This window comes from Candidatus Zixiibacteriota bacterium, assembly GCA_034439475.1.
Taxonomy (GTDB): Bacteria; Zixibacteria; MSB-5A5; order GN15; family FEB-12; genus JAWXAN01.
The window spans coordinates 1-19,399 of record JAWXAN010000035.1 but is presented as its reverse complement, the minus strand read 5'-3'; the positions used below and the strand labels follow the sequence as shown (position 1 = coordinate 19,399).

13 protein-coding genes, 3 tRNA genes and 1 pseudogene are annotated in these 19,399 nt (G+C 48.6%); 12 read left to right on the top strand and 5 right to left on the bottom strand.

The genetic code is table 11. From position 1 onward, the window contains the following. Positions 1 to 35 precede the first annotated feature (35 nt). From rpsP to rplS, 5 genes and pseudogenes are all read left to right on the top strand, one after another. Positions 36 to 287 (top strand): annotated as a pseudogene (gene rpsP / locus SGI97_04850) (30S ribosomal protein S16). Between the two features lie 272 nt (positions 288 to 559). Further along, positions 560 to 790: a KH domain-containing protein gene (locus SGI97_04845; GenBank protein ID MDZ4723214.1), complete on the top strand. Its 231-nt coding sequence runs from the start codon at positions 560 to 562 to the stop codon at positions 788 to 790. A 6-nt stretch (positions 791 to 796) separates the two neighbouring features. Further along, positions 797 to 1,312: a ribosome maturation factor RimM gene (rimM, locus tag SGI97_04840; protein ID MDZ4723213.1), complete on the top strand. Its 516-nt coding sequence runs from the start codon at positions 797 to 799 to the stop codon at positions 1,310 to 1,312. Positions 1,313 to 1,336: 24 nt separating this feature from the next. Beyond that, a complete protein-coding gene (gene trmD / locus SGI97_04835) occupies positions 1,337 to 2,104 on the top strand; it encodes a tRNA (guanosine(37)-N1)-methyltransferase TrmD (GenBank protein MDZ4723212.1) in 768 nt (255 codons plus the stop codon). Positions 2,105 to 2,134: 30 nt separating this feature from the next. Next, positions 2,135 to 2,503, top strand: a complete 369-nt coding sequence (gene rplS / locus SGI97_04830; protein MDZ4723211.1) for a 50S ribosomal protein L19 — start codon at positions 2,135 to 2,137, stop codon at positions 2,501 to 2,503. Positions 2,504 to 2,902: 399 nt separating this feature from the next. Here rplS and SGI97_04825 read toward each other — a convergent pair whose 3' ends face one another. Then, positions 2,903 to 5,017 (bottom strand): DUF4388 domain-containing protein, encoded by a 2,115-nt coding sequence (locus SGI97_04825; protein MDZ4723210.1) that lies wholly within the window; start codon positions 5,015 to 5,017, stop codon positions 2,903 to 2,905. 479 nt (positions 5,018 to 5,496) lie between these two features. Here SGI97_04825 and SGI97_04820 point away from each other — a divergent pair, with 479 nt between their 5' ends. Next, positions 5,497 to 6,096, top strand: coding sequence for an integrase core domain-containing protein (locus tag SGI97_04820; protein ID MDZ4723209.1), 600 nt, complete (start codon positions 5,497 to 5,499; stop codon positions 6,094 to 6,096). Positions 6,097 to 6,364: 268 nt separating this feature from the next. Here the strand turns inward: SGI97_04820 and SGI97_04815 are convergent. The 3 genes from SGI97_04815 to SGI97_04805 all read right to left on the bottom strand — a co-directional run bounded on the left by SGI97_04815 (position 6,365) and on the right by SGI97_04805 (position 9,248). Next, positions 6,365 to 6,436, bottom strand: a tRNA-Glu gene (locus SGI97_04815). Between the two features lie 396 nt (positions 6,437 to 6,832). Then, positions 6,833 to 7,915, bottom strand: a complete 1,083-nt coding sequence (locus SGI97_04810) for an LptF/LptG family permease (protein MDZ4723208.1) — start codon at positions 7,913 to 7,915, stop codon at positions 6,833 to 6,835. A gap of 4 nt (positions 7,916 to 7,919) precedes the next feature. Continuing rightward, on the bottom strand, positions 7,920 to 9,248 hold the full coding sequence (locus SGI97_04805) for an LptF/LptG family permease (GenBank protein ID MDZ4723207.1): 1,329 nt from the start codon (positions 9,246 to 9,248) through the stop codon (positions 7,920 to 7,922). Between the two features lie 101 nt (positions 9,249 to 9,349). Here SGI97_04805 and SGI97_04800 point away from each other — a divergent pair, with 101 nt between their 5' ends. The 4 genes from SGI97_04800 to SGI97_04785 all read left to right on the top strand — a co-directional run bounded on the left by SGI97_04800 (position 9,350) and on the right by SGI97_04785 (position 12,524). Further along, entirely contained in the window at positions 9,350 to 10,309 is a 960-nt protein-coding gene (locus tag SGI97_04800) for an OB-fold nucleic acid binding domain-containing protein (GenBank protein MDZ4723206.1), read from the top strand. A gap of 432 nt (positions 10,310 to 10,741) precedes the next feature. Beyond that, a tRNA-Ser gene (locus SGI97_04795) sits at positions 10,742 to 10,827 on the top strand. Positions 10,828 to 11,263: 436 nt separating this feature from the next. Beyond that, positions 11,264 to 11,348, top strand: a tRNA-Ser gene (locus SGI97_04790). Positions 11,349 to 11,438: 90 nt separating this feature from the next. Then, on the top strand, positions 11,439 to 12,524 hold the full coding sequence (locus SGI97_04785) for a PD-(D/E)XK nuclease family protein (GenBank protein MDZ4723205.1): 1,086 nt from the start codon (positions 11,439 to 11,441) through the stop codon (positions 12,522 to 12,524). Positions 12,525 to 12,623: 99 nt separating this feature from the next. Here the strand turns inward: SGI97_04785 and SGI97_04780 are convergent, their stop codons facing one another. After that, positions 12,624 to 13,448, bottom strand: coding sequence for a class I SAM-dependent methyltransferase (locus SGI97_04780; GenBank protein MDZ4723204.1), 825 nt, complete (start codon positions 13,446 to 13,448; stop codon positions 12,624 to 12,626). Between the two features lie 257 nt (positions 13,449 to 13,705). Between SGI97_04780 and SGI97_04775 the strand changes: the two genes are divergently transcribed. Both SGI97_04775 and SGI97_04770 read left to right on the top strand, forming a co-directional pair. Further along, positions 13,706 to 16,837 (top strand): type ISP restriction/modification enzyme, encoded by a 3,132-nt coding sequence (locus tag SGI97_04775; GenBank protein MDZ4723203.1) that lies wholly within the window; start codon positions 13,706 to 13,708, stop codon positions 16,835 to 16,837. A gap of 422 nt (positions 16,838 to 17,259) precedes the next feature. Further along, a partial coding sequence (locus SGI97_04770) for a carboxypeptidase regulatory-like domain-containing protein (protein MDZ4723202.1) occupies positions 17,260 to 19,399 on the top strand: 2,140 nt, incomplete at its 3' end.

The following is a 19,399-nucleotide window of genomic DNA, read 5'->3' as shown; positions in this document are numbered from 1 at the left end:
CCTCGCGGTATTGCGCGAACACAGAGGAGGTATCATTGGCAGTTCATCTGAGACTACGGCGTATGGGCACCCACAAGCGCCCCTATTACCGTATTGTCGCGGCTGATTCCCGTCGCGCCCGAGATGGCAAATTTTTAGAGCTTCTTGGCACTTACGATCCGATTACTGTACCTGCGAAGGTAACAGTGGTCGAGGACAAGATAACCAAGTGGCTCGATCAAGGCGCTATCCCAAGTGACACCGTCGGCTCTTTGCTCACGCAAATCGGTTTTATTGAAAAATATCATCAGGCAAAAAAGGGAGTCGATGTTTCGGCAATCGTGCTGAAGTCCACGATTAAAGAGCGAAAGAAAAAGACGCGCAAAATGAAAAAGGCATCGGTCACTGCCGAGGCTCCAGCCGCTGTTTGATTCTGACAAGACGTCGGAAGTATACCAGCAGTGTGATCTGACTTCACGTGATTCGTGCGCGTTAGTTTTTTAGCTTCGATTTTAGATTAAATCGAATAAAGAGCAACGGTCCGTCGGCGAACATAACTGTCTTACGAAAGGACTCAGACATGAAGGAATTCATTGAATTCATTGCCAGGGCATTGGTCGACCAGCCGGATAAGGTCAGCGTGAATGAAATTGAAGGAGAGCGGACAACCATCTACGAGCTTCGCGTCGGCGATGGCGATCTCGGGAAAGTTATCGGCAAAGCCGGTCAAACGGCCAAATCGATCCGCACGATACTTGCCGCCGCCGCGGCCCGTACAGGAAAACGGGCGGTGCTTGAGATTCTGGAGTAAGACAGGTTGACACCGCGATATGTATCGGTCGGAAAGCTGGGAAGACCGCGCGGGGTACATGGCGAGATTTGGATAACGCCGGACACCGATTTCCTTGAGCGCTTTGCCGATTTGAAATTGATTTATTTGCGTAATCGCGCCGAGTGGGAGGAATTTAAGGTTATCTCCTCGCGGGTTATCTCAAATCGACCAGCCATCCGGCTTGAGGGAATAAAGACGCCGGAAGATGCCAGCCGACTAACTAATCGAGAACTCGCGGTGATAGCGGAAGATATAGTTGAACTGCCGAGCAATACATACTATCAGTTTGATTTGGTCGGCTGTAAAGTGTACGACGATGAGAAAGGCGAACTGTTGGGCGAACTAGTTGACATCCACCATTATCCGGCCAACGATGTCTATGTCATTCGAGGCGTTCATGGCCGCGAAGTCCTTTACCCGGCAGTGAAGCAATTTATAAAAACTGTTGATGTTGAAAATAAACGGCTCGTGGTAGCCGAGGCAGGACTGTTCGGCGAGTAATACAATGCTTGCCTGACTGAAAAGATGAAATTTGAAATAATAACGCTCTTCCCGGACTATTTTACGCTGTCGCTGAAACAGTCTCTGCTCGGGAAAGCGCAGGAAAAAAAACTCTTTGAGATCGAAATTATACAATTGCGGGATTTTGCAACTGACAAGCACCATACCGTCGATGACACCCCCTTCGGCGGCGGAGGCGGGATGGTGATGAAAATCGATCCGCTCGATGAATGCCTCAAGAGTCTTGGCTATGAGCACAAAAATGCTGGTGGAAGTGTGAAGGAGGACAAAGCGCATCTTGTGCTTACCTCGGCGGCAGGCAGGCCGTTCACACAGGATATGGCGATCCGCTATTCGTTATCTGACCGAATGACCATCATTTGCGGACACTACCTTGGGATTGATGAACGAATAAATGACCTCTACGATGTAGAAGAAGTCTCAATTGGCGATTATGTCCTCACCGGCGGAGAACCCGCGGCGGCGGTAATGGTCGATGCGGTCGGCAGGCTGATACCGAAGGTGCTCGGTAACTTTGAGTCGGCCTTGGATGATTCATATATGAATCAGATGCTTGGCTCGCCATGCTACACCAAACCTGCCGAATATGAAGGTATAGCTGTCCCGCAGGAATTGCTTTCCGGCAACCATGTCGAGATAAAAAAATATCGCCGCAGAGCAGCTATTAGAAAGTGTTTGAAATACCGCCCCGATTTGCTCCAGCAGGCGGAAATGAACAATGATGAACGGCGATTCATGGAATCGCTCCAAAAATTAGATAAAGTGAATTAATAAGAGTACGTATAGAGAAAGGATGTTTCGGTGAAACAGATTGAACAGATCGAAAAGATGTATCTTCGGGATGATTATCCTGAATTCAATCCAGGTGATACGATAAAAGTACACGTGAAAATTAAAGAAGGCGACAAGGAGCGAATCCAGGTCTTTGAAGGAATCGTCATTGCCCGGACCGGTTCTGGCACAGGCGCGGCGTTTACAGTCCGTAAAATGTCCCAAGGGATAGGGGTCGAACGAACATTCCCGCTCTGCTCGCCAAACATTGCCAAAGTCGAACGTATGCGTGTCGGTCTGGTCAGACGAAGCAAATTGTATTATCTGCGCAATCTCACCGGTAAATCAGCTCGTATCAAAGAGCAGTTGGCCGATGTGAGCAAAGAGGGCAAGAAGTAGTTTTTTTCGCTTCTCTTTTGGTCTCTGACGAAATAAAAATTCCGCTCTGTTGATTCGGAGCGGCATTTTTTTGTTTATACAAGCTGACTCGCTTCCGTCGGATCTTGCCCACTCCGAGGCAACGAGGAGGAGTGCTGAGGCGACCGAAGTCCGCCAGTGGTGGATGACCTGACGGTCACTTAGTGGCTACCGTGACGTCCCGCACGACGAACGATACTCAGTGGTTGGTATACGTTCCGGTGCACCAACATTCTCTAAACGTGTCGTTGCGAGGAGTGAGTCCGCTAATGAGGGCGAGCGACGTGGCAATCTCAGTTCTTGAAATGCAATTATTCCAGTTCGCAGTGGTGGAGAATCCATCTTCATCTTCGTGCAGGCCGTCTCTGGCCTGCACCACCTCTAAGTCTTAATCTTCGTTGGAATGTGCGGTCCCCACAAATGCGACTCCTCATCCAGTCTTCGACATCCTTCCATCAGAATCGACTCATTTGGGGCGCTCGTGTTGCGCTCGGGGATTTCTTCCGGTTTCACCGGCTGGGTAGACCAGAATCCTTTGGTAAAGGCAATTCCTTCATACACTGCTTCGGCTCCGAATTTGCCGCAGCCATGAGCATGAACAATTTCGCCCTGATTGAGAAAAATCACAAGTTCTTTGCTGTCGTGCAAAAGCGTGATCCGGACAGACTTCCTGCTTGGTCCCAAAGCTTGAAGCAGGTCAATCAGATTCATGCTTTCAATATTACCAATTGACCCGGTTGAGTCATGGTGATCTTCGCGGGTCTGCGCGCCGGATTCAAGACGCGACTGTACTTTTGTCATTTTGGCGACGAGCAGATCATAGCTGTTATCAAGCGGCAGCAGGTCTTCGATACCCCGTTTAAAAATTGAGGTAAGATGCGGGGTCATCCAGTGGTCGACTAAAAGAAAGACCGGAATCGAGGCCAGCTCTATTCCTCTGTCAGCGAAGGAGTCTATAAGTCTATGGATTACGCTTGGCTCACCATGCTGGGCCAAAACCATCATATCCGGCCTTCCCCTCTCAAAGAGGTCGCCAAAATTATCGGGCGCATGTTGCACAACTGCGCGGAAGCCTTCTTTACGAAGTTTATTTTCAATGCCGCTTCCGAGCGCGACATCCTCGCAGAATATCATGACTTGATTGAAACGACCGCGCGGAGGCGAAATGAGCAGGTCGCTCTGAATTAGCGTGATAAACGATTCAACAACCTCGGTCAGGAAGAGTTTGCCAACCAGAGCTTTTAATTTAGCGCTGAGGACATCGAACTTATCGAGCGACATCTTCTGACTGGTTGGAATGTTATCACAGAAAATATCAATGATAGTCAGGATATTTCCGCCAAGCGCTTCAATTGGCAGTCGCTTTTGGTATTTGTCGTGGAGATTTATATACATCTTTTTCAGAATACCAATCACGACCGGCGAGTAATTCAGGGAGTCCAGAAGTTTGACTGTTAACAAAATGGAATCGCGGCTGTCTTCGGGCGATTCACTGCTCCCGTAATATGTCTTTGCCAGATCGTGCAGATATCCCGCAGTTGCTATCACAAGCCGGTCTTTGGCCGGGAGTCCCATCTGTTTGCACAGACGCTCGGCATAGAGACCGACCGTTCCGCTGTGATTTCCGGGACGGTTATCTTTTGAGGAGAGTATCGATGTAAAAAGATGCAAACTTTTCAAGTGCAAATCTATCTGGGCTTCGTCCATATTTTGAAGCAACAGACCGGCCATCGATTCGTAGTATCGCACACTCGTGCGAGGCGAGGATTTTCTCAGGCGGTCGATGAGGTCGAGGTAGTCTCCTTGAACGGTATCACGGATAAATACCGTGTCAAACTGTCGCCCTGACATAAGGTCCATTGCTTCGTCCGCCGAATCAGCGGTTTTGACCTGATATTGATCGTGCTCGAGTGACCCGCGAAGGTGATTGTCTGCTTGCGGATCGTCGGTGACCAGCAAAATTGACATACGCTGAGGATTGAGTGTCAGCGGCACAGAATCATTAAATCCGCCTTCAGCGGACGCCGAAATTTCAGTCCCGGGTGGCTGCGGCGAAGCCTGAGCCAGACGCGGGAGATAGCGCTCAGCAATGACGCTTTTGAGAGCAATTTCTGCGGCCACATAAAGTTTGATAATTTTGCCCCGCGCAACAAAATCCAATTCTTCAATGAGTCCTGCGGCATGCGGGTCATCGCAGGCGACTTTCAACGTATTATCTTCGGGATCATAATCAAACGGCACAACCATTCTCGACACGGCGACCTTTGCCGATATGAAGCGAATGACCAGATCGGGAATGTCGATCGCTGATAGCACTACGCCATCGCAGCGATATTGTTTGGCAAGCGCTCGCACAAGTCCGGCTTCATGGATATATCCCCGCCTGAGAAGATGCGATCCGAGCTTGCCACCATATTCCTTTTGGTAGCGGAGAGCCTCTTTGACTTGATCCTCAGTGACAAGACCCTCCATCATGAGGATCTGGTCCAAGCGCATTGGGAGTTTTTTTTCTTCGGGGTTCGTGCTCATAGTCCTTTGCGGGCGAAGTTGGAATAGAGGTTTGTGTTTGTCCAGTGCGAAGCGGGCTTGTGTTCCGCCTACAGAGGCTTGCGTCTTGCCATACCAAACCGTAGAAGTGTCATACGTCGCACAATCGCAGCCTTAATGACATACCGTCGGCTGGTAAAACGCAGCCAAAGAAGCGGCGAGTAGCGCAAAAGTCGAATATGTCTCTGAAGTCTATTCATACACTGCCTATTGATGAATAGTATCGGCTTATGACGGGGATATTAAAGCTACTAAAGTAACAGTTGGCATGTTCAATTTTTGCGCACCAGTAGTTAAAGAGGAGATAACGGTCTCGCACCCAAGGTAAGAGAACCTGAGATTGCCAGTGCCAGCCCGCTGTGGCGGAGTGAGGTACCCAAAAACTTCGTGCAGGCCGTCTCTGGCCTGCACCATATCTAAGAAACATTTTGTTCTCACACCGCTCGTATGGTCTGCCTGAGGCTATCCGAAGTGATAATGGTCCTCCCTTTGCGACGACGACCGTCGGCGGACTCTCCCTGATATCTATTTGGCTCCTCAGACTGGGTATTATCCCTGAGAGAATTGCTCCTGGAGTCCCGGCTCAGAATGGCCGTCATGAACGCATGCATCGGACGCTCAAAGCCCAGACGGCTTCTCCGCCCAAGGCAACCCTGCGTGCACAACAGAGAGCTTTTGATGCCTTCCGCCATGAGTATAACAATGACCGTCCTCATGAAGGCATAGGACAGAAGACGCCGCAGAGTCTCTTTGCTCTCTCGCGGCGGACATATCCGTCACGACTGCCGGAGATAAAGTATCCTGACCATTTCCTGGTTCGCACGGTTCATGGACAAGGCGACCTCAGATGGAAATCACGACAAATTTATCTCAGCGCTACCTTAGCCGGACAGCACATAGGCATGGAAGAGACTGAGACTGACCGCTGGACTATTTGGTTTGGACCGATTAGATTAGCCGTGCTTGATACGAAAACATACTGTCTGCGACATTACCCGAGACGATGGAGACATCGGAAAGAAAGATGACAAAACCACAAAAGTGTCAACCATGTCCCTGGATAGATATGTCAACTATGTAACCGTTCATACAGTATAAAAACCCACCCGTTGGGTGGGCTACAAATGATAAAAAATAACATAGTCCCGCCCGCCCCCCGCGACGGCAGTCAGGCGCCACCAATCCCACATCAGTATACTCAGACAGAAACCTGTTGTCTCGCCTTCTCCGGGGCAGGTGTCCAGTAGCAATCTGGTCAAACAGACTGGTATCCTATCTCCGAGAATAAGAAAAAAATGACCCCAACGGGAGTCGAACCCGTGCTACCGCCGTGAAAGGGCGATGTCCTAACCACTAGACGATGGGGTCAGACAGATAAATTGCAGTCGAAAGTATACTTCCGCTTCCAGCGGGATGTCAAGCTCTTTTGCGCCTGACAATCTTTGGCTTACTAACTGTAAAACGCGAACAATGCTCACAAAGGTCTCTTCGCCAGCTCACCATTATACACCAAAGCAAAAAAATAAAAGCAGGCGATTGCTCACCTGCCCTCGTTGCTCTCTTACAAAAAGTCATAAGAGAAATTATACCGTAATATCTGCAATAAACTTGAATTCGACAAGAATTAATTCACAATGCAGTCAAGAATCAGCAGTTTTTTTGTACTACGAAACGGATCATCAAAGCAAGCGTGTGACCGATCGAACACGCGCTACGAAGAACCAGAGGATGCCATCCAACGGAGTCGGACGCGTCTGTTACAAACTATTTCCTCGCCCGAATCATCAGAAATAAGCCCACCAGAAAAAACAGGCCGTTGATTCCCCAGGCTGCGACATCTTCCGAAATCTTCTGATTGTAGCCCGACGACTGGCTGATGCGAAAAAGCACAAAATAAGAAAGCGCGATAAGCGCTCCCGCGGCAAACGAGGCCGCAATGCCGCCCCTTCGCGGATTTGCCGCGAACGGCACGCAGATCAGCACAACGACAAACGAAGTCACCGGGAACGCGTATTTGATTTTGAGATCGAGTGATTCATGGGTGTACTGGCCCCCGGTACGTTTCATAACCTCGATATAATGCTTCAACTCATCGAGACTCATATCTTCCGGCTTGCCGAGCCGTTTGGCCAATTCGGACGGAGAATCTCTTATTTCTGTCAGAGCCAGAGTGTCAAAGGTATCGAATGTTTCCTGCTTGGATTTATCGAAGGTTCGGACAAATCCAGCTATGGCCTGCCAGCGAAGATCGATAAAAACAATTTTTTCGGCTGTCATAAGCCGGCTGAGAGTGTTGTTTTCGGTTTTATAGAGTTTGAAATCAGTTCCCTCGTTTCGATCGGAATTGTAATTACTGATTGTGTAGAAATGCCCTGGACTAATTTGGCGGTAGAGATTACGCACCGACGCTTGCGACGACCGGGATTTGTTTTCTATCACAAACTCTCTCATCTCGATCCGCTTTTTGTTGGCTGCGGGGAAAATATACTCATTGTAGTAAAAATGACCGACCGATAAGAGCGCCCCGACGACCAGAAACGGAAGCGCGATTCGATACAGAGAAATTCCCGATGCCTTCATCGCAAGTATCTCTTGTCGGCGAGCGAGTATTGAAACTGAGAAAAGACTCGCAAGCATGACAAACATCGGCAGAAAAGATTTAATCACCCAGCCTGCAAAATAAAGATAGTACTCAAGAACAATCAGAATTGAAGTGTTTTTATCCACAAAATATCTCAGCATATCGACCATATTGATAACAATAATCATAAGCCCAGCGGCAAGACTAACCACAAAAAGTGACTGGAAAAAATACGTGAGCAGGTATCGATCGAGTGTTTTTAACATGACACTAAAGATTTGATTTCCTGAAAAATGAAAATATCGGACGTTCGGTAACTACTTTGATGATTAAATAGAGCCCGAGCACGCCGAGAAGAATATTCGCTGACCACATCGCCCAGAAGGGCGAGAGCAGGCCACGATCGGCGATGTCCTCTCCGCCTATAAGAAACGCCCAATAGAGAATGAAAATCCCGATGGAAATGGCAATCGCGATCCCCATCCCGCCTTTGCGTGTGAGCATGCCGATAGGCGCTCCGACCAGGATAAAGGCAAGTGTCGCCGCGGGAATCGAATATTTTTTGTACAGTTCGATTTGATACTTATTTCTGACCTGCGATTGGGCGAAAATCTGGTCATTGCTCTTTTGCAATTGATTGGCCATGACAGCCGCATCGGTTTTGACTATTTGATACGCGGCCGAATCGGTCAAAGAATCTTTGAAGCTGTATGAGAAAGTGTCTGCAAAAAGATAGGTGAGCCGGGTTCTGAGAAAGCTCGCAATCTGTTCGCTATTCGGAGCCATTGACAAAGTCGCTCGATCCACATTCTCTTTTAATTCCTGGATATTCATCTCACGGTCAGAGCGATATTCTGTTTCACTGCGTTGAAGCTCGGAGCCGGTTCCCGTTACATTGAAGACCTGTGTCTCAAAGTCAATTTTGCGATAGTTCTCCGGCTGGCTCAGGTCAAGCGAGTGCAATTCGCCGTTATGGAGAGTGAATTCTGTGGTTGCGCCATTGTCGACTGTTTTCAAAAAGCCGTAGTCAGCCACAATAATTCGCGGAGTGCTCGGGACTTTGGTCTCGGTGATGCGCACGCCCTCGACTCGCGATGTCGTATGGTCAATTTTGTCAATTAAGATAAGATATCCCGGGACATCGGTGATGAATGTTCCGGAGCGAAAAATAAGTGTGGGACGCATCGAAGCGATGTCTCCCCACAGTATGCGGGCCTTTTGGTTGAGATCGGGCAGGACTTTGTCATTGAATTGAACCATCCCAAAACTCAGCAGGCCCCCGATAACCAGCAGAGGCATAAGTACATGAATCAGATTTATCCCGGAGGCTTTGACGGCAGTGATCTCAAAGTCCGATGACAGTCGCCCGAAGGCCATAAGCGTCGCAACCAGCACCGCCATGGGAATCGAAAGCGCGAGCATCCAGGCCAGGTTCAGCCCCACCAATTCCAGCGCGATCCAGATTGAGAGATTTTTATCTATGACATGATCGATAATGCGCGGGACATGGTCGATGACAAGCAGAAAAGTTATCGTAAAAAAGGCAAACAAGAACGGGGCGATGTGCTCACGGATTATATATCGAGTTAGTATTTTCATAAGCGTTTGACAATATAGCAGTTATACAATGCTGGGCAATTCCTATTGTAAGCTCCCTGTGTTTCAGATTTTCTTGCGATTCTGGCCATACTAGTTATATTATGACCACTGTGGAAGCACGACATATCAAAGATTTTTCAATTGAGGACAAGATCGACGGGTTTTTTGTCATTCGCAAAGTCGAAGTCAGAGAATTCACCCGCGGGCAATTTGTTTCTCTGGAGTTGGGTGATTCTACTGGCCGAATCAACGCCGTCCTGTGGGAGCCGGATCAATTTGCCCTTACAGAGCTAACAGAAAGCATGGTGGTCAAAGTCCGCGGGCAGGTCGGCGAATACAATAACAAACGCCAGATAACGCTCAGTAAAATGCGGCTGGCGCTTGAAAACGAATACAAAATAGAAGACATCCTGCCGCATTCAAGCCAATCGCGAGAGGAACGTCAGGCGCGGCTTTTCTCACTTACCGAAAAAATCGAAAACAACTATATCAAAACTTTGGTCAATGCGTTCTGGCAGGACCCGCATTTTCTGGATAAGTTTCTTGTCGCTCCGGCAGGAAAACTATGGCACCATGCCTATATCGGCGGTCTCTCCGAGCACTCGGCTTCGGTTGCAGAACTTGCGATTCGAGTCGCGGTTGGCTATGAGCATATCAATAAAGATTATCTGATTTTCGGCGGACTGCTTCACGATGCCGGCAAAATCGATACCTATACGAGCGACATGGTCATTGATTTCACCGATGAGGGCCGGCTTGTCGGTCACATCTGCCTTGCCGATCACTGGATCTGCCAGCGTGCGGCGCAGATTCCAACCTTCCCCGATTCACTGTTGATGAAATTGCGGCACATGCTTCTCGCGCATCAGGGAGAATATCAAAATCAGTCGCCGGTCCGCCCTCAGATGGCTGAAGCATTTTTGTTGTATTATTGCGATGAAATCGATGCCAAAATGAATGCCATCGACCGCTACCGGGCGAGACAACAAAAAGGGAACTGGTCTGAGTTTGTGAAGCTGTTGGACAGACATCTCTATTTCGGCAATGACGGCGCGAAATAGCAAAGGCGAAGACGCCCGACACCATGGAAGTGAATACGCCCTCACCCTGCCCTCTTCCAGAGGTAGAGGGTAATAAGGAATCTTACAACACGTCGTTGCGAGGAGCGACTTCCGAGGCGTCCGCCGTGGCTGACGGCAATCTCATATTCTCCGATATTCGTAGGTCAGTGACCCTTGGGTACTGACATCTGTTCTTCCAATTTTAACCCGTTCCGACGGGTCTTGGGAATATCGTTGCGTGAGCGAGGATACAGGTGCTGCGGCCTCCGAAGTCCGCCCACGGCGAATGACCTGACGGTCTGTAAGAATCCGCAAGAACCAACCGACACCACAGAATTACGGCCAAACCCTCACCTTCGCTTTCGTCTTGCCTTTTTGGTCGTAGATCGTACATTGTCCGTTCCCGCGTCTGCGGGATCTGAATCGACCGACGGAGAGATGGCCGAGTGGTTGAAGGCGCACGCCTGGAAAGTGTGTATAGGTAACCCCTATCCAGGGTTCGAATCCCTGTCTCTCCGCTGTTTTTGAAGCACCGAAGTCACTTGCTTCGTATTTCGTAGCTGGTCCACGAGGCTTTCAAGTCCGCCCCGCCACAGCGGGCAGGCGTGGTGGGACGTACACCAGCCACGGAAAGAGACCCGATGGCGGAGTATGATGAGATTTGTAGGTCAGTCCGCCGCGGCGGACTGTGGTTGGGCGACACATTGTCCGCCGGCCATTGCGAGTCCCGCTTCTGAGTCCGCCAATGCGGACGACCCGACGGTTACAGTTCATCTTTTTCTGCGCAGTCAGGCGCCCCCGCCTGACTGTTGTAACCATAGTGTCGGGCGAGGGCGCCCGACACCACAGACAAGCCCTCCGCCCACAGAAATTCCCCACTTTACAACCGCCATATTTGTTGTAAATTAGTCCGTCCGATCGACCCCATGTCCGCCGGTTCTCACGACCTGTAATGGAGAGGCGGCAGAGTGGTCGAATGCGGCGGTCTCGAAAACCGTTATATCGAAAGGTATCTAGGGTTCGAATCCCTGTCCATCCGCTGTTTTTGAAATTTGTGAAGGTCAAAATTGAAATCCAACGACGATAGCCGACCACCAAAAGTTGTAACAAAGTGAAAACGGAGTCCAACATGCCTAAAGAAGCTGACAGTGCAACAGTCGAAAGATTCCAAGAACTAGTTCGCGATTTTGAGAAACTACCAAAAACAAGCAAGACTTTCATGGAGATTTCTGGTTATCCCCATTATGAAAACGTTTGTAGCAATATCCTTGCTTTCTACTTTGATCCCAAAGGAGAGCATGGGCTCAAGGATCTACTTCTAGTTGCATTCTTACAAATGAAACAAATCGATGAGGTGTCTAACCTTGGGAAGGTAACGGTTAAACGGGAGTGGGGGACGGATGACCGCAAACGGATTGATATTCTCATCGAACTGGAAAAGTACACTATCGTGATAGAGAATAAGATTTATGCTACCCTTTACAATGACCTCAACGACTATAGCCGGGCTGTTGATAACATGCAGGGGTGTAAAATAAAAGTCGTGCTTGCTCTCCATAAAAAAGTGCTAATAGAACAATCTAGTAATGGATTTGAAAGCTTCACTTATTCTGAACTTTGGAAATGTGTGAGGGACAGTATTGGTGATTACATTGGGCAAGCGAATCCAAAATGGCTTACTTACTTTTTAGAGTTCATGCAAACAACTACTAATCTTGCAGGGGAAAATATGGCAAATCAGAAATCAGACGAATTCTTCGAAACAAACCGTAAAGATATTGACGAGATGTTCAGTAAACGGAAAGACTTTCAGGAACAACTAACCAAGCAAAGAGAACTGCTTAGAGATCTGTTTGAGAAAGCAGATTCTCTAAATAGTCGATTTTCCGGACCTCGGCCGCATAGCTACGATACTATTTTTTTCAATTTGCTTTCCAGTTCTCCAACAATAGCTTTTGATTTGGTTTTAGAGCGCGGAGAGTGGCAATTGCAGCTGTTCGAAAGATATGCCAAATCCGTCTTGCAGATTAAGAGGCGGATCATTCATCCGTATCTCCGCGATTTAGTAAATAAAGCCGAGACCGTTATTAAGGATGAAACACCGCGTCTCGTCGTCAAAAAATGGCCGATTGGAACTGGTTTGGAAGCAATCAAGAGCGACGTCCTCGAATGCATGAAATCGCTCGTTCTGTCTGTAGAGGCGCCAAGTAATTAGTCCCCTCTATGACCGCGCCGCTACCAAACCAATGCCCTCTGCCGTTATTACACTCGCGGGCCGCAGCAAATCGAGAGTATCAGCGTTGAGACAGTCAGGTCAGACAGTGACCGTCACACGCATGAAAGAGGCGGAGATTGAGGTGCGGCCATCTGGCGCCGTATTGTGCTCTCTCGCCAGTTCGACCAGTTGACGGTGGAGTTCGTCCACCTTGCCGTCTTTCCGCGCGGCATCATAGGCATTCATCGTCGGGCCATAAAATTGCCGAAATTTTTCGATATAGTCGGCGGGGGAGTCGGGAGAGATAAAGGTATAGGTGTCGCGAGACATCGAAATCCGCTCCGGGGGTATACCGGCCCGTCCAAATCGCTCGACAATATGCGACTCCACACCCCAGGTCAGCGGGCTGACAAAATCGGCTGGCGGAGGCGGGGTGAAGGCTGAGCTTACTTTCAACAATTGCGAGACAAACGAAGTCGGGTCATTGGGAATCCAGTTCCCCATGACGATACTTCCTCCCAGTCTGGTAACCCGGACCATCTCTTTGGCGACATCGAACGGTCTTGGCGCGAACATGGCGCCGAAAATCGACATGGTCAGATCAAAGGACTTGTCGCCGATACCCTGCAGATCAGAGGCATCCCCTTCCTGAAATTTCAGGTTGTCGAGACCGAGCGAGGCGGCGCGCCTGTTTCCGGACTCGACAAGATTTCTGGCGATATCCACCCCAAGGACATCCATGCCCATGCGCGCTAGCGGAACTGCGGTCGTGCCATCGCCGCATCCGAGATCCAGCACCCGAAGGGGAGGCTGTAAACCGAGGGAGGCAACCAGCGCTTCGCCGGACTCGCGCATATACGCGGCGATCGCAGTGAAATCACCTTTCTCCCAGAGGGCTTTATTTGGATTCGCGGTAGTATTCATAGTTGTTCTAAAAAAAGTTATATTCATTGCCGGGTGCAGTCAAGACTAAATTGCCGACTGAAAAGTTTATATGAAGAAGCTTGATTGGATTTAGAGTTCCGTTGGGTCTTGCACGCCTTCTTATGCAGAGGTGCTGAGGCTTCCGAAGTCCGCCCACCGCGGATGACCTGACGGATACTCGGGTGCATCCGACGGCACAGAAACAAACAAATGTTTGACTGTCACCTATCTTATCCAACAAACACTATATTACAGACATGGCGAAAACTACCCGAATCAAACCGACCCATAAAGCCATTAAAAACTACTATTCGGCTATCGAAGCCTTCAAAGGCCAGCGAATTACCTATGAGCTTGCTATCAAAACGGCCTTTCAATCTCTCCTAAGTGAGACCGGGCGGTCATCCAAATGGACATTGATTCCGGAACTACAAAGGCGCAATGGCTACAAGTCTGTCATCCCTGACGGCACTTTCAGGGATGAATACTATATGGAACGCGGATATTGGGAAGCCAAGGACGCACAGGACGATCTTGATGTCGAGATAAAGAAAAAGATCGCCAAAGGGTATCCAATATCTAATACTATCTTCGAAGATTCTCGCACTGCCATTCTCTTTCAGAACGGAAAGGTTTCTCAAAAGGCTGACCTGACCAAACCGCAGGAACTGTGCGACCTGCTTAACAACTTCTTTAGCTTTACCGAACCGGCCTATCTGGATTTTAATAAAGCGGTTTCGGAATTCAAACTCCGCGTGCCGGAATTAGCGAAGGGGCTGGTAGAGAAGATTGAAGCCGCGCACAAAAACAATAAAGAATTTAAGACAGCCTTCGCGGATTTTTTTGAACTCTGTAAGACCTCGCTCAACCCAAATCTGAGCAAGGCCGCGGTCGATGAAATGCTTGTCCAGCACCTTCTCACCGAGCGGCTCATCCGTCGGATTTTCGACAATGCCGATTTTACCCGACGGAATGTGATCGCCAATGAGATCGAAAAAGTCATCGATGCCCTCACTTCTCATTCATTCAATCGGGATGAGTTCTTGAAGTCTCTTGATCGGTTCTATGTGGCAATCGAATCCGCGGCCAGTACAATTGAAGATTTCAGCGGCAAACAACATTTTTTGAATGTCATCTATGAGCGCTTCTTCCAAGGCTATTCGGTGAAAACGGCCGATACTCATGGCATTGTCTATACGCCGCAAGAAATAGTCGATTTCATGTGCGCCTCAGTCGAAGAAGTACTCAAATCAGAGTTTGGCAAAACCCTTGGCTCAAAAGAGGTCAATATCCTCGATCCCTGCACCGGTACGGGGAATTTTATTGTAAACATCATGCGGCGTATTCCAAAACGGCATTTGGAAGAGGTCTACAAAAATCAACTATTCGCCAACGAAGTCATGCTCATGCCCTATTACATCGCGGCCTTGAATATCGAGCATGCCTATTACGATCTTACCGGAAAGTACGAGCCATTTGAAGGATTATGCTTTGTCGATACGCTGGAGCTGGCTGAGACAAGTCAGCAGCGATTTGGCTTTATGGCCAAGAGCAACACGACCCGAGTAGAGCGTCAGAAGAAGACTCCCATAACCGTCATAATCGGCAACCCCCCCTATAACGTGGGACAACTCAACGAGAATGACAATAATAAGAACCGAAAGTATCCGCATCTCGATCAAGCTATCAGAAATACATACGCGAAGGATTCATCGGCCACCAATAAAAATGCTCTTTCAGACATGTATGTCAAGTTCTTCCGCTGGGCGGTTGACAGGCTTGGCGACCGCGATGGTGTGCTCTGTTTTGTATCCAACAACGGGTTTGTCGACGGTGCGGCATTTGATGGCTTCCGCAAACGATTGGCGAGTGACTTTACAAAAGTCTACCATATCGACCTGCATGGGAATGTACGAAAAAATCCAAAATTGAGCGGTACAACGCATAATGTGTTCGGCATACAGGTGGGTGTTGGCATCACGCTTTGCATTCGCACAAAAAAGACAGAGACAAAGGAACTCAAATACCATCGGGTGCCCGAAGACTGGAGAAAAGAACAGAAGCTTGGATGGTTGGCAGAAATGGAAGAGATGGGGTCGACTCCTGTTCTAACTCTTCCATCAGATAAAACTGGATCATGGAAGACTTCGACTAATATTGACACATACCGTTCATTTACTTCCATCGGATCGAAGCTGTCGAAAAAAGCGAGCAAGTACCACCGAAACATCTTATTTGGAACATATTCAAGAGGAATCCAAAGTTGTAGGGATAAAGTTGTTTATAACTTCAATGAAAGTGAAGTATTGAAACACGTAGACACTTTTATTAAAGCATATAATAATGAAGTCGATCGGTATAAGCGATCAGGTAGTCCAAAACCGATTGACAATTTTGTTGATTATAGCCAAATAAAATGGGATAGCACACTTAAGTTGCATATTCAAAGATACCGTTATGCTTCTTTTAATAGTTCGGCTACAACAAGAGCGACCTACAGGCCATTTACCTCCAAATTTCTTTATTTTGACCCTTTGATTTTGAACAGCGTTCATAGAATGCACTACTTTTTCCCGCGCTCTTGCATCAAAGAAGACAATTTGGTGATTGTAGTCTCAGATATCGGATATCGGGCACACTCATTTAGCACTCTGTGTGTTGATAAAATGCCGGAGCTTCATCTTGCGTCCGTTTCCGATAGTCATCAGTGCTTTCCATTTTACAGCTACAATACAGACGGCACCAATCGCAAGGAAAATATCACCGACTGGGCGCGGGATCTATTCAGAACTCATTACAAGCAGAAATCTATTAGCAAGTGGGATATTTTCTATTACGTCTATGGAGTTTTGCATCATCCCGGCTACCGCGAAACGTTCGCTGAAAACCTGCGCCGTGAACTCCCCCGGATTCCATTCGCCGAATCATTTGATGACTTCACTGCGTTCAGAAAAGCTGGCGAAAAGCTTTCCAAACTCCATACCGAGTATGAGGAATTGAAACCGTGGGATTTGACCTGGGTCGAAAACGAGAAAATCCCGCTTAGTTACCGAGTGGAGAAAATGCGGCTGTCCAAAGACAAGACACAGGTGCAGGTCAATGATTTTCTGACACTCTCGAATATTCCGCCGGAAGTGTTTGAATACCGCCTTGGTAACCGAAGCGCATTGGATTGGGTAATCGACCAATACAAAGTAGCCAAGGATAAGGAAGGTAGTATCACCAGTGATCCGAACCGCGAGGATGATCCTGAGTATATTGTCCGGCTGATTGGACAGGTTGTGCGGGTGAGCGTGGAGACGGTTGAGATAGTACGGTCATTGCCAAAGAATTATGGAAGTGGAATGAAGACGGCGGCCAAAGGGAGTGGTGGAACCGCAGCCGAGTAAGGATAGATTCTTGGCCGATGGCGGAGTATGATGAGATTTGTAGGTCAGTCCACCGCGGCGGACCGTGGTTCGGCGACACATTGTCAGCTGGCCTTTGCTGGCGGGCGCGGCGTCCTGCACGAAGAGAAGCTGGCGGGTCGACTGGTGCGAAATAATAGCGAGTACACGCGCAAGTCATCCATAAAGCTACTGACAGTCCAAATCGACCGTAAATCCAATTTAGAACTTCACTTATGGCTTTGTTTTTGCTATCATATTGTTCGGTTAACCGCACTTAAAAATGCATTAACTACCCCTCGGTCGTTTCGGCGTCCAAGAAAGCTCGTAGATGATTGCATTGCAAACATCTACGCATAATTGAACGATGGCTCTACAGGAGTTTAGGGTTATTACTATGAAAAATGGTTCACATAGGATTGTGCATGAATAAGACTATTTTCACCAAAAGTCTCGGACTTTTGATTTTTGCATTGGGGTTTATTGGCCAGACCCAAGCCCAGTCAGATATATTTCAGGATAACTCCGAGCCAATTTCAGCAGGGTCGTTCATGGCCGTAGACCTTCTTCCGGACATCTATGTCGCGCCGAATTATCTCTACGATAACGACATTTCGACCACCACCATCCCCGGCCGAAGAGTACTCCGGCTTTCAAACGGAACCGCAAATATCGGGCTTGGAAAACTTTATATTTACGGAACTCTGCCAAGTAACGGCGACGGCACACAAAACATAAATCAGCGAATCTACCGAACCGACGGGACATTCTATGACCGCCCGGCGGGACGATTCATTTTCCATGCAGGCCATGATCATATCCATGTTGAGAACTGGAGCATTTTTCGGCTTCGCCAGATTCTCCCCGGCGACGGAGTCGGCGCAGTGGTAGCCCAAGGGGCAAAGACCAGCTTTTGCATTCTTGATCTCCAAGTCTACAACAGTTCTCTGCCCAATTATAATCCAAGAGGGCAGTTTCTTAGTTGCGCTTCAACGATTCAAGGGTTGTCTGTTGGTTGGGTTGATATTTACGGCAAGCATCTGGCCGGGCAAAATATCGATGTGACGACTCTGGCCGATGGAGTCTACTGGCTTGAATCCGAAGTCGACCCCGGCAACACGTTTCTTGAATCAAACGAGACCAACAATATCTCGCGGGTTAAAGTAACCATTGGCACGCCTGCCCCAATAAACGCCGATGCCTATGAGCCCAATAATTCTCTTGCTATTGTCAATGATCGAGTCGAAGGCTCAATCAACAGCCCGAACCTTGGGCCATGTGCTCCAATTAAAAATATCTCCGGCTTGACCATCCAAGGAAGCTCGGACCCTGACTTTTTTAAATTCTATCTCAACTCAACGGGCGGTCCTTCGGATTATGTGAAGACGACTTTCACTCACGCGCTCGGCGATGTAGACATGGTTCTGCTGAGCTCAGCCAATGTTCAGTTGGCGAAATCAGAAGGAATCGTAAACAACGAAACGATCTCGCTCAATGGCCGCGCCAAGGGCTGGTATTTTCTCCGAGTCTACGGCTACAACGGCGCAACCAATCCATCTTACGGCGTTATTGTTGATCCGCCAGCCAACGGCTCTCCATCGATTACGACGACCGCTCCGCCAGTTGGAAATGTCAATGTCCTGCATGCCATCGACAACTACAGTGTCAATTGGACATTTTCAGACCCGGAGGCTGATAAATGCTGGGTCACAGTTTATGTCAATTCCGCGCCTGTGCTCAATGGCAGCCAAGTCCTCTTGCCGACATCCATAAATACCGATGCCAGTGCTGGGCTTTTTAATATCAATACTTCAGAATTGCCGCTGGGTACATATTACGTCTATTGCCAAATCAGCGATGCCGGTACTGTGACCGGTTCATGGGCGCCGGGAACCATCACACTGGTCGAGAATAATATTTCCGGAACGATTGCCGGGACGGTTACCGGAGCCGGGGGGTTGCCTTTGGCTGATCTCACAGTCACTCTGATCAACACCGGCTCAACAGCGCGAACCAATAACAGCGGCCAGTATGCCTTCAACGGTTTATTGAGCAGTAGTTATGGTCTGAGCTTTTCGTATGCCGGATATTTTGATACGACTGTTTTAGGTCTAATACTCAGTGCGCCGAATACAACGTTCCTGGATATGCAGATGCGTCCTATCCCTCCACCCGTTGGCACAATTTCCGGAATAGTGCGGAATCAATCTGCAGTCGCGCTTCCAGGTGTGACAGTCCAATTGCTGTCTCCCTTGCTGAACAGCACGACAGATATTCTCGGTCAGTTTTCTTTTTCAAATCTGCTTTCCGGAGTATACAGTCTGAAATTTTCGTCAGTTGGTTATCTCTATACGACCGTGGTCGGCACTGTGGTTAACGCGCCAGCCACAACAAATATGACTGTCATCATGCGCGCTGTTCCGACGCCTGTGGGCACGATCTCCGGAATAGTGCGGAATCAATCTTCAGTCGCGCTTCCAGGTGTGACAGTCCAATTGCTGTCTCCCTTGCAGAACAGCACGACAGATATTCTCGGTCAGTTTTCTTTTTCAAATCTGCTTTCCG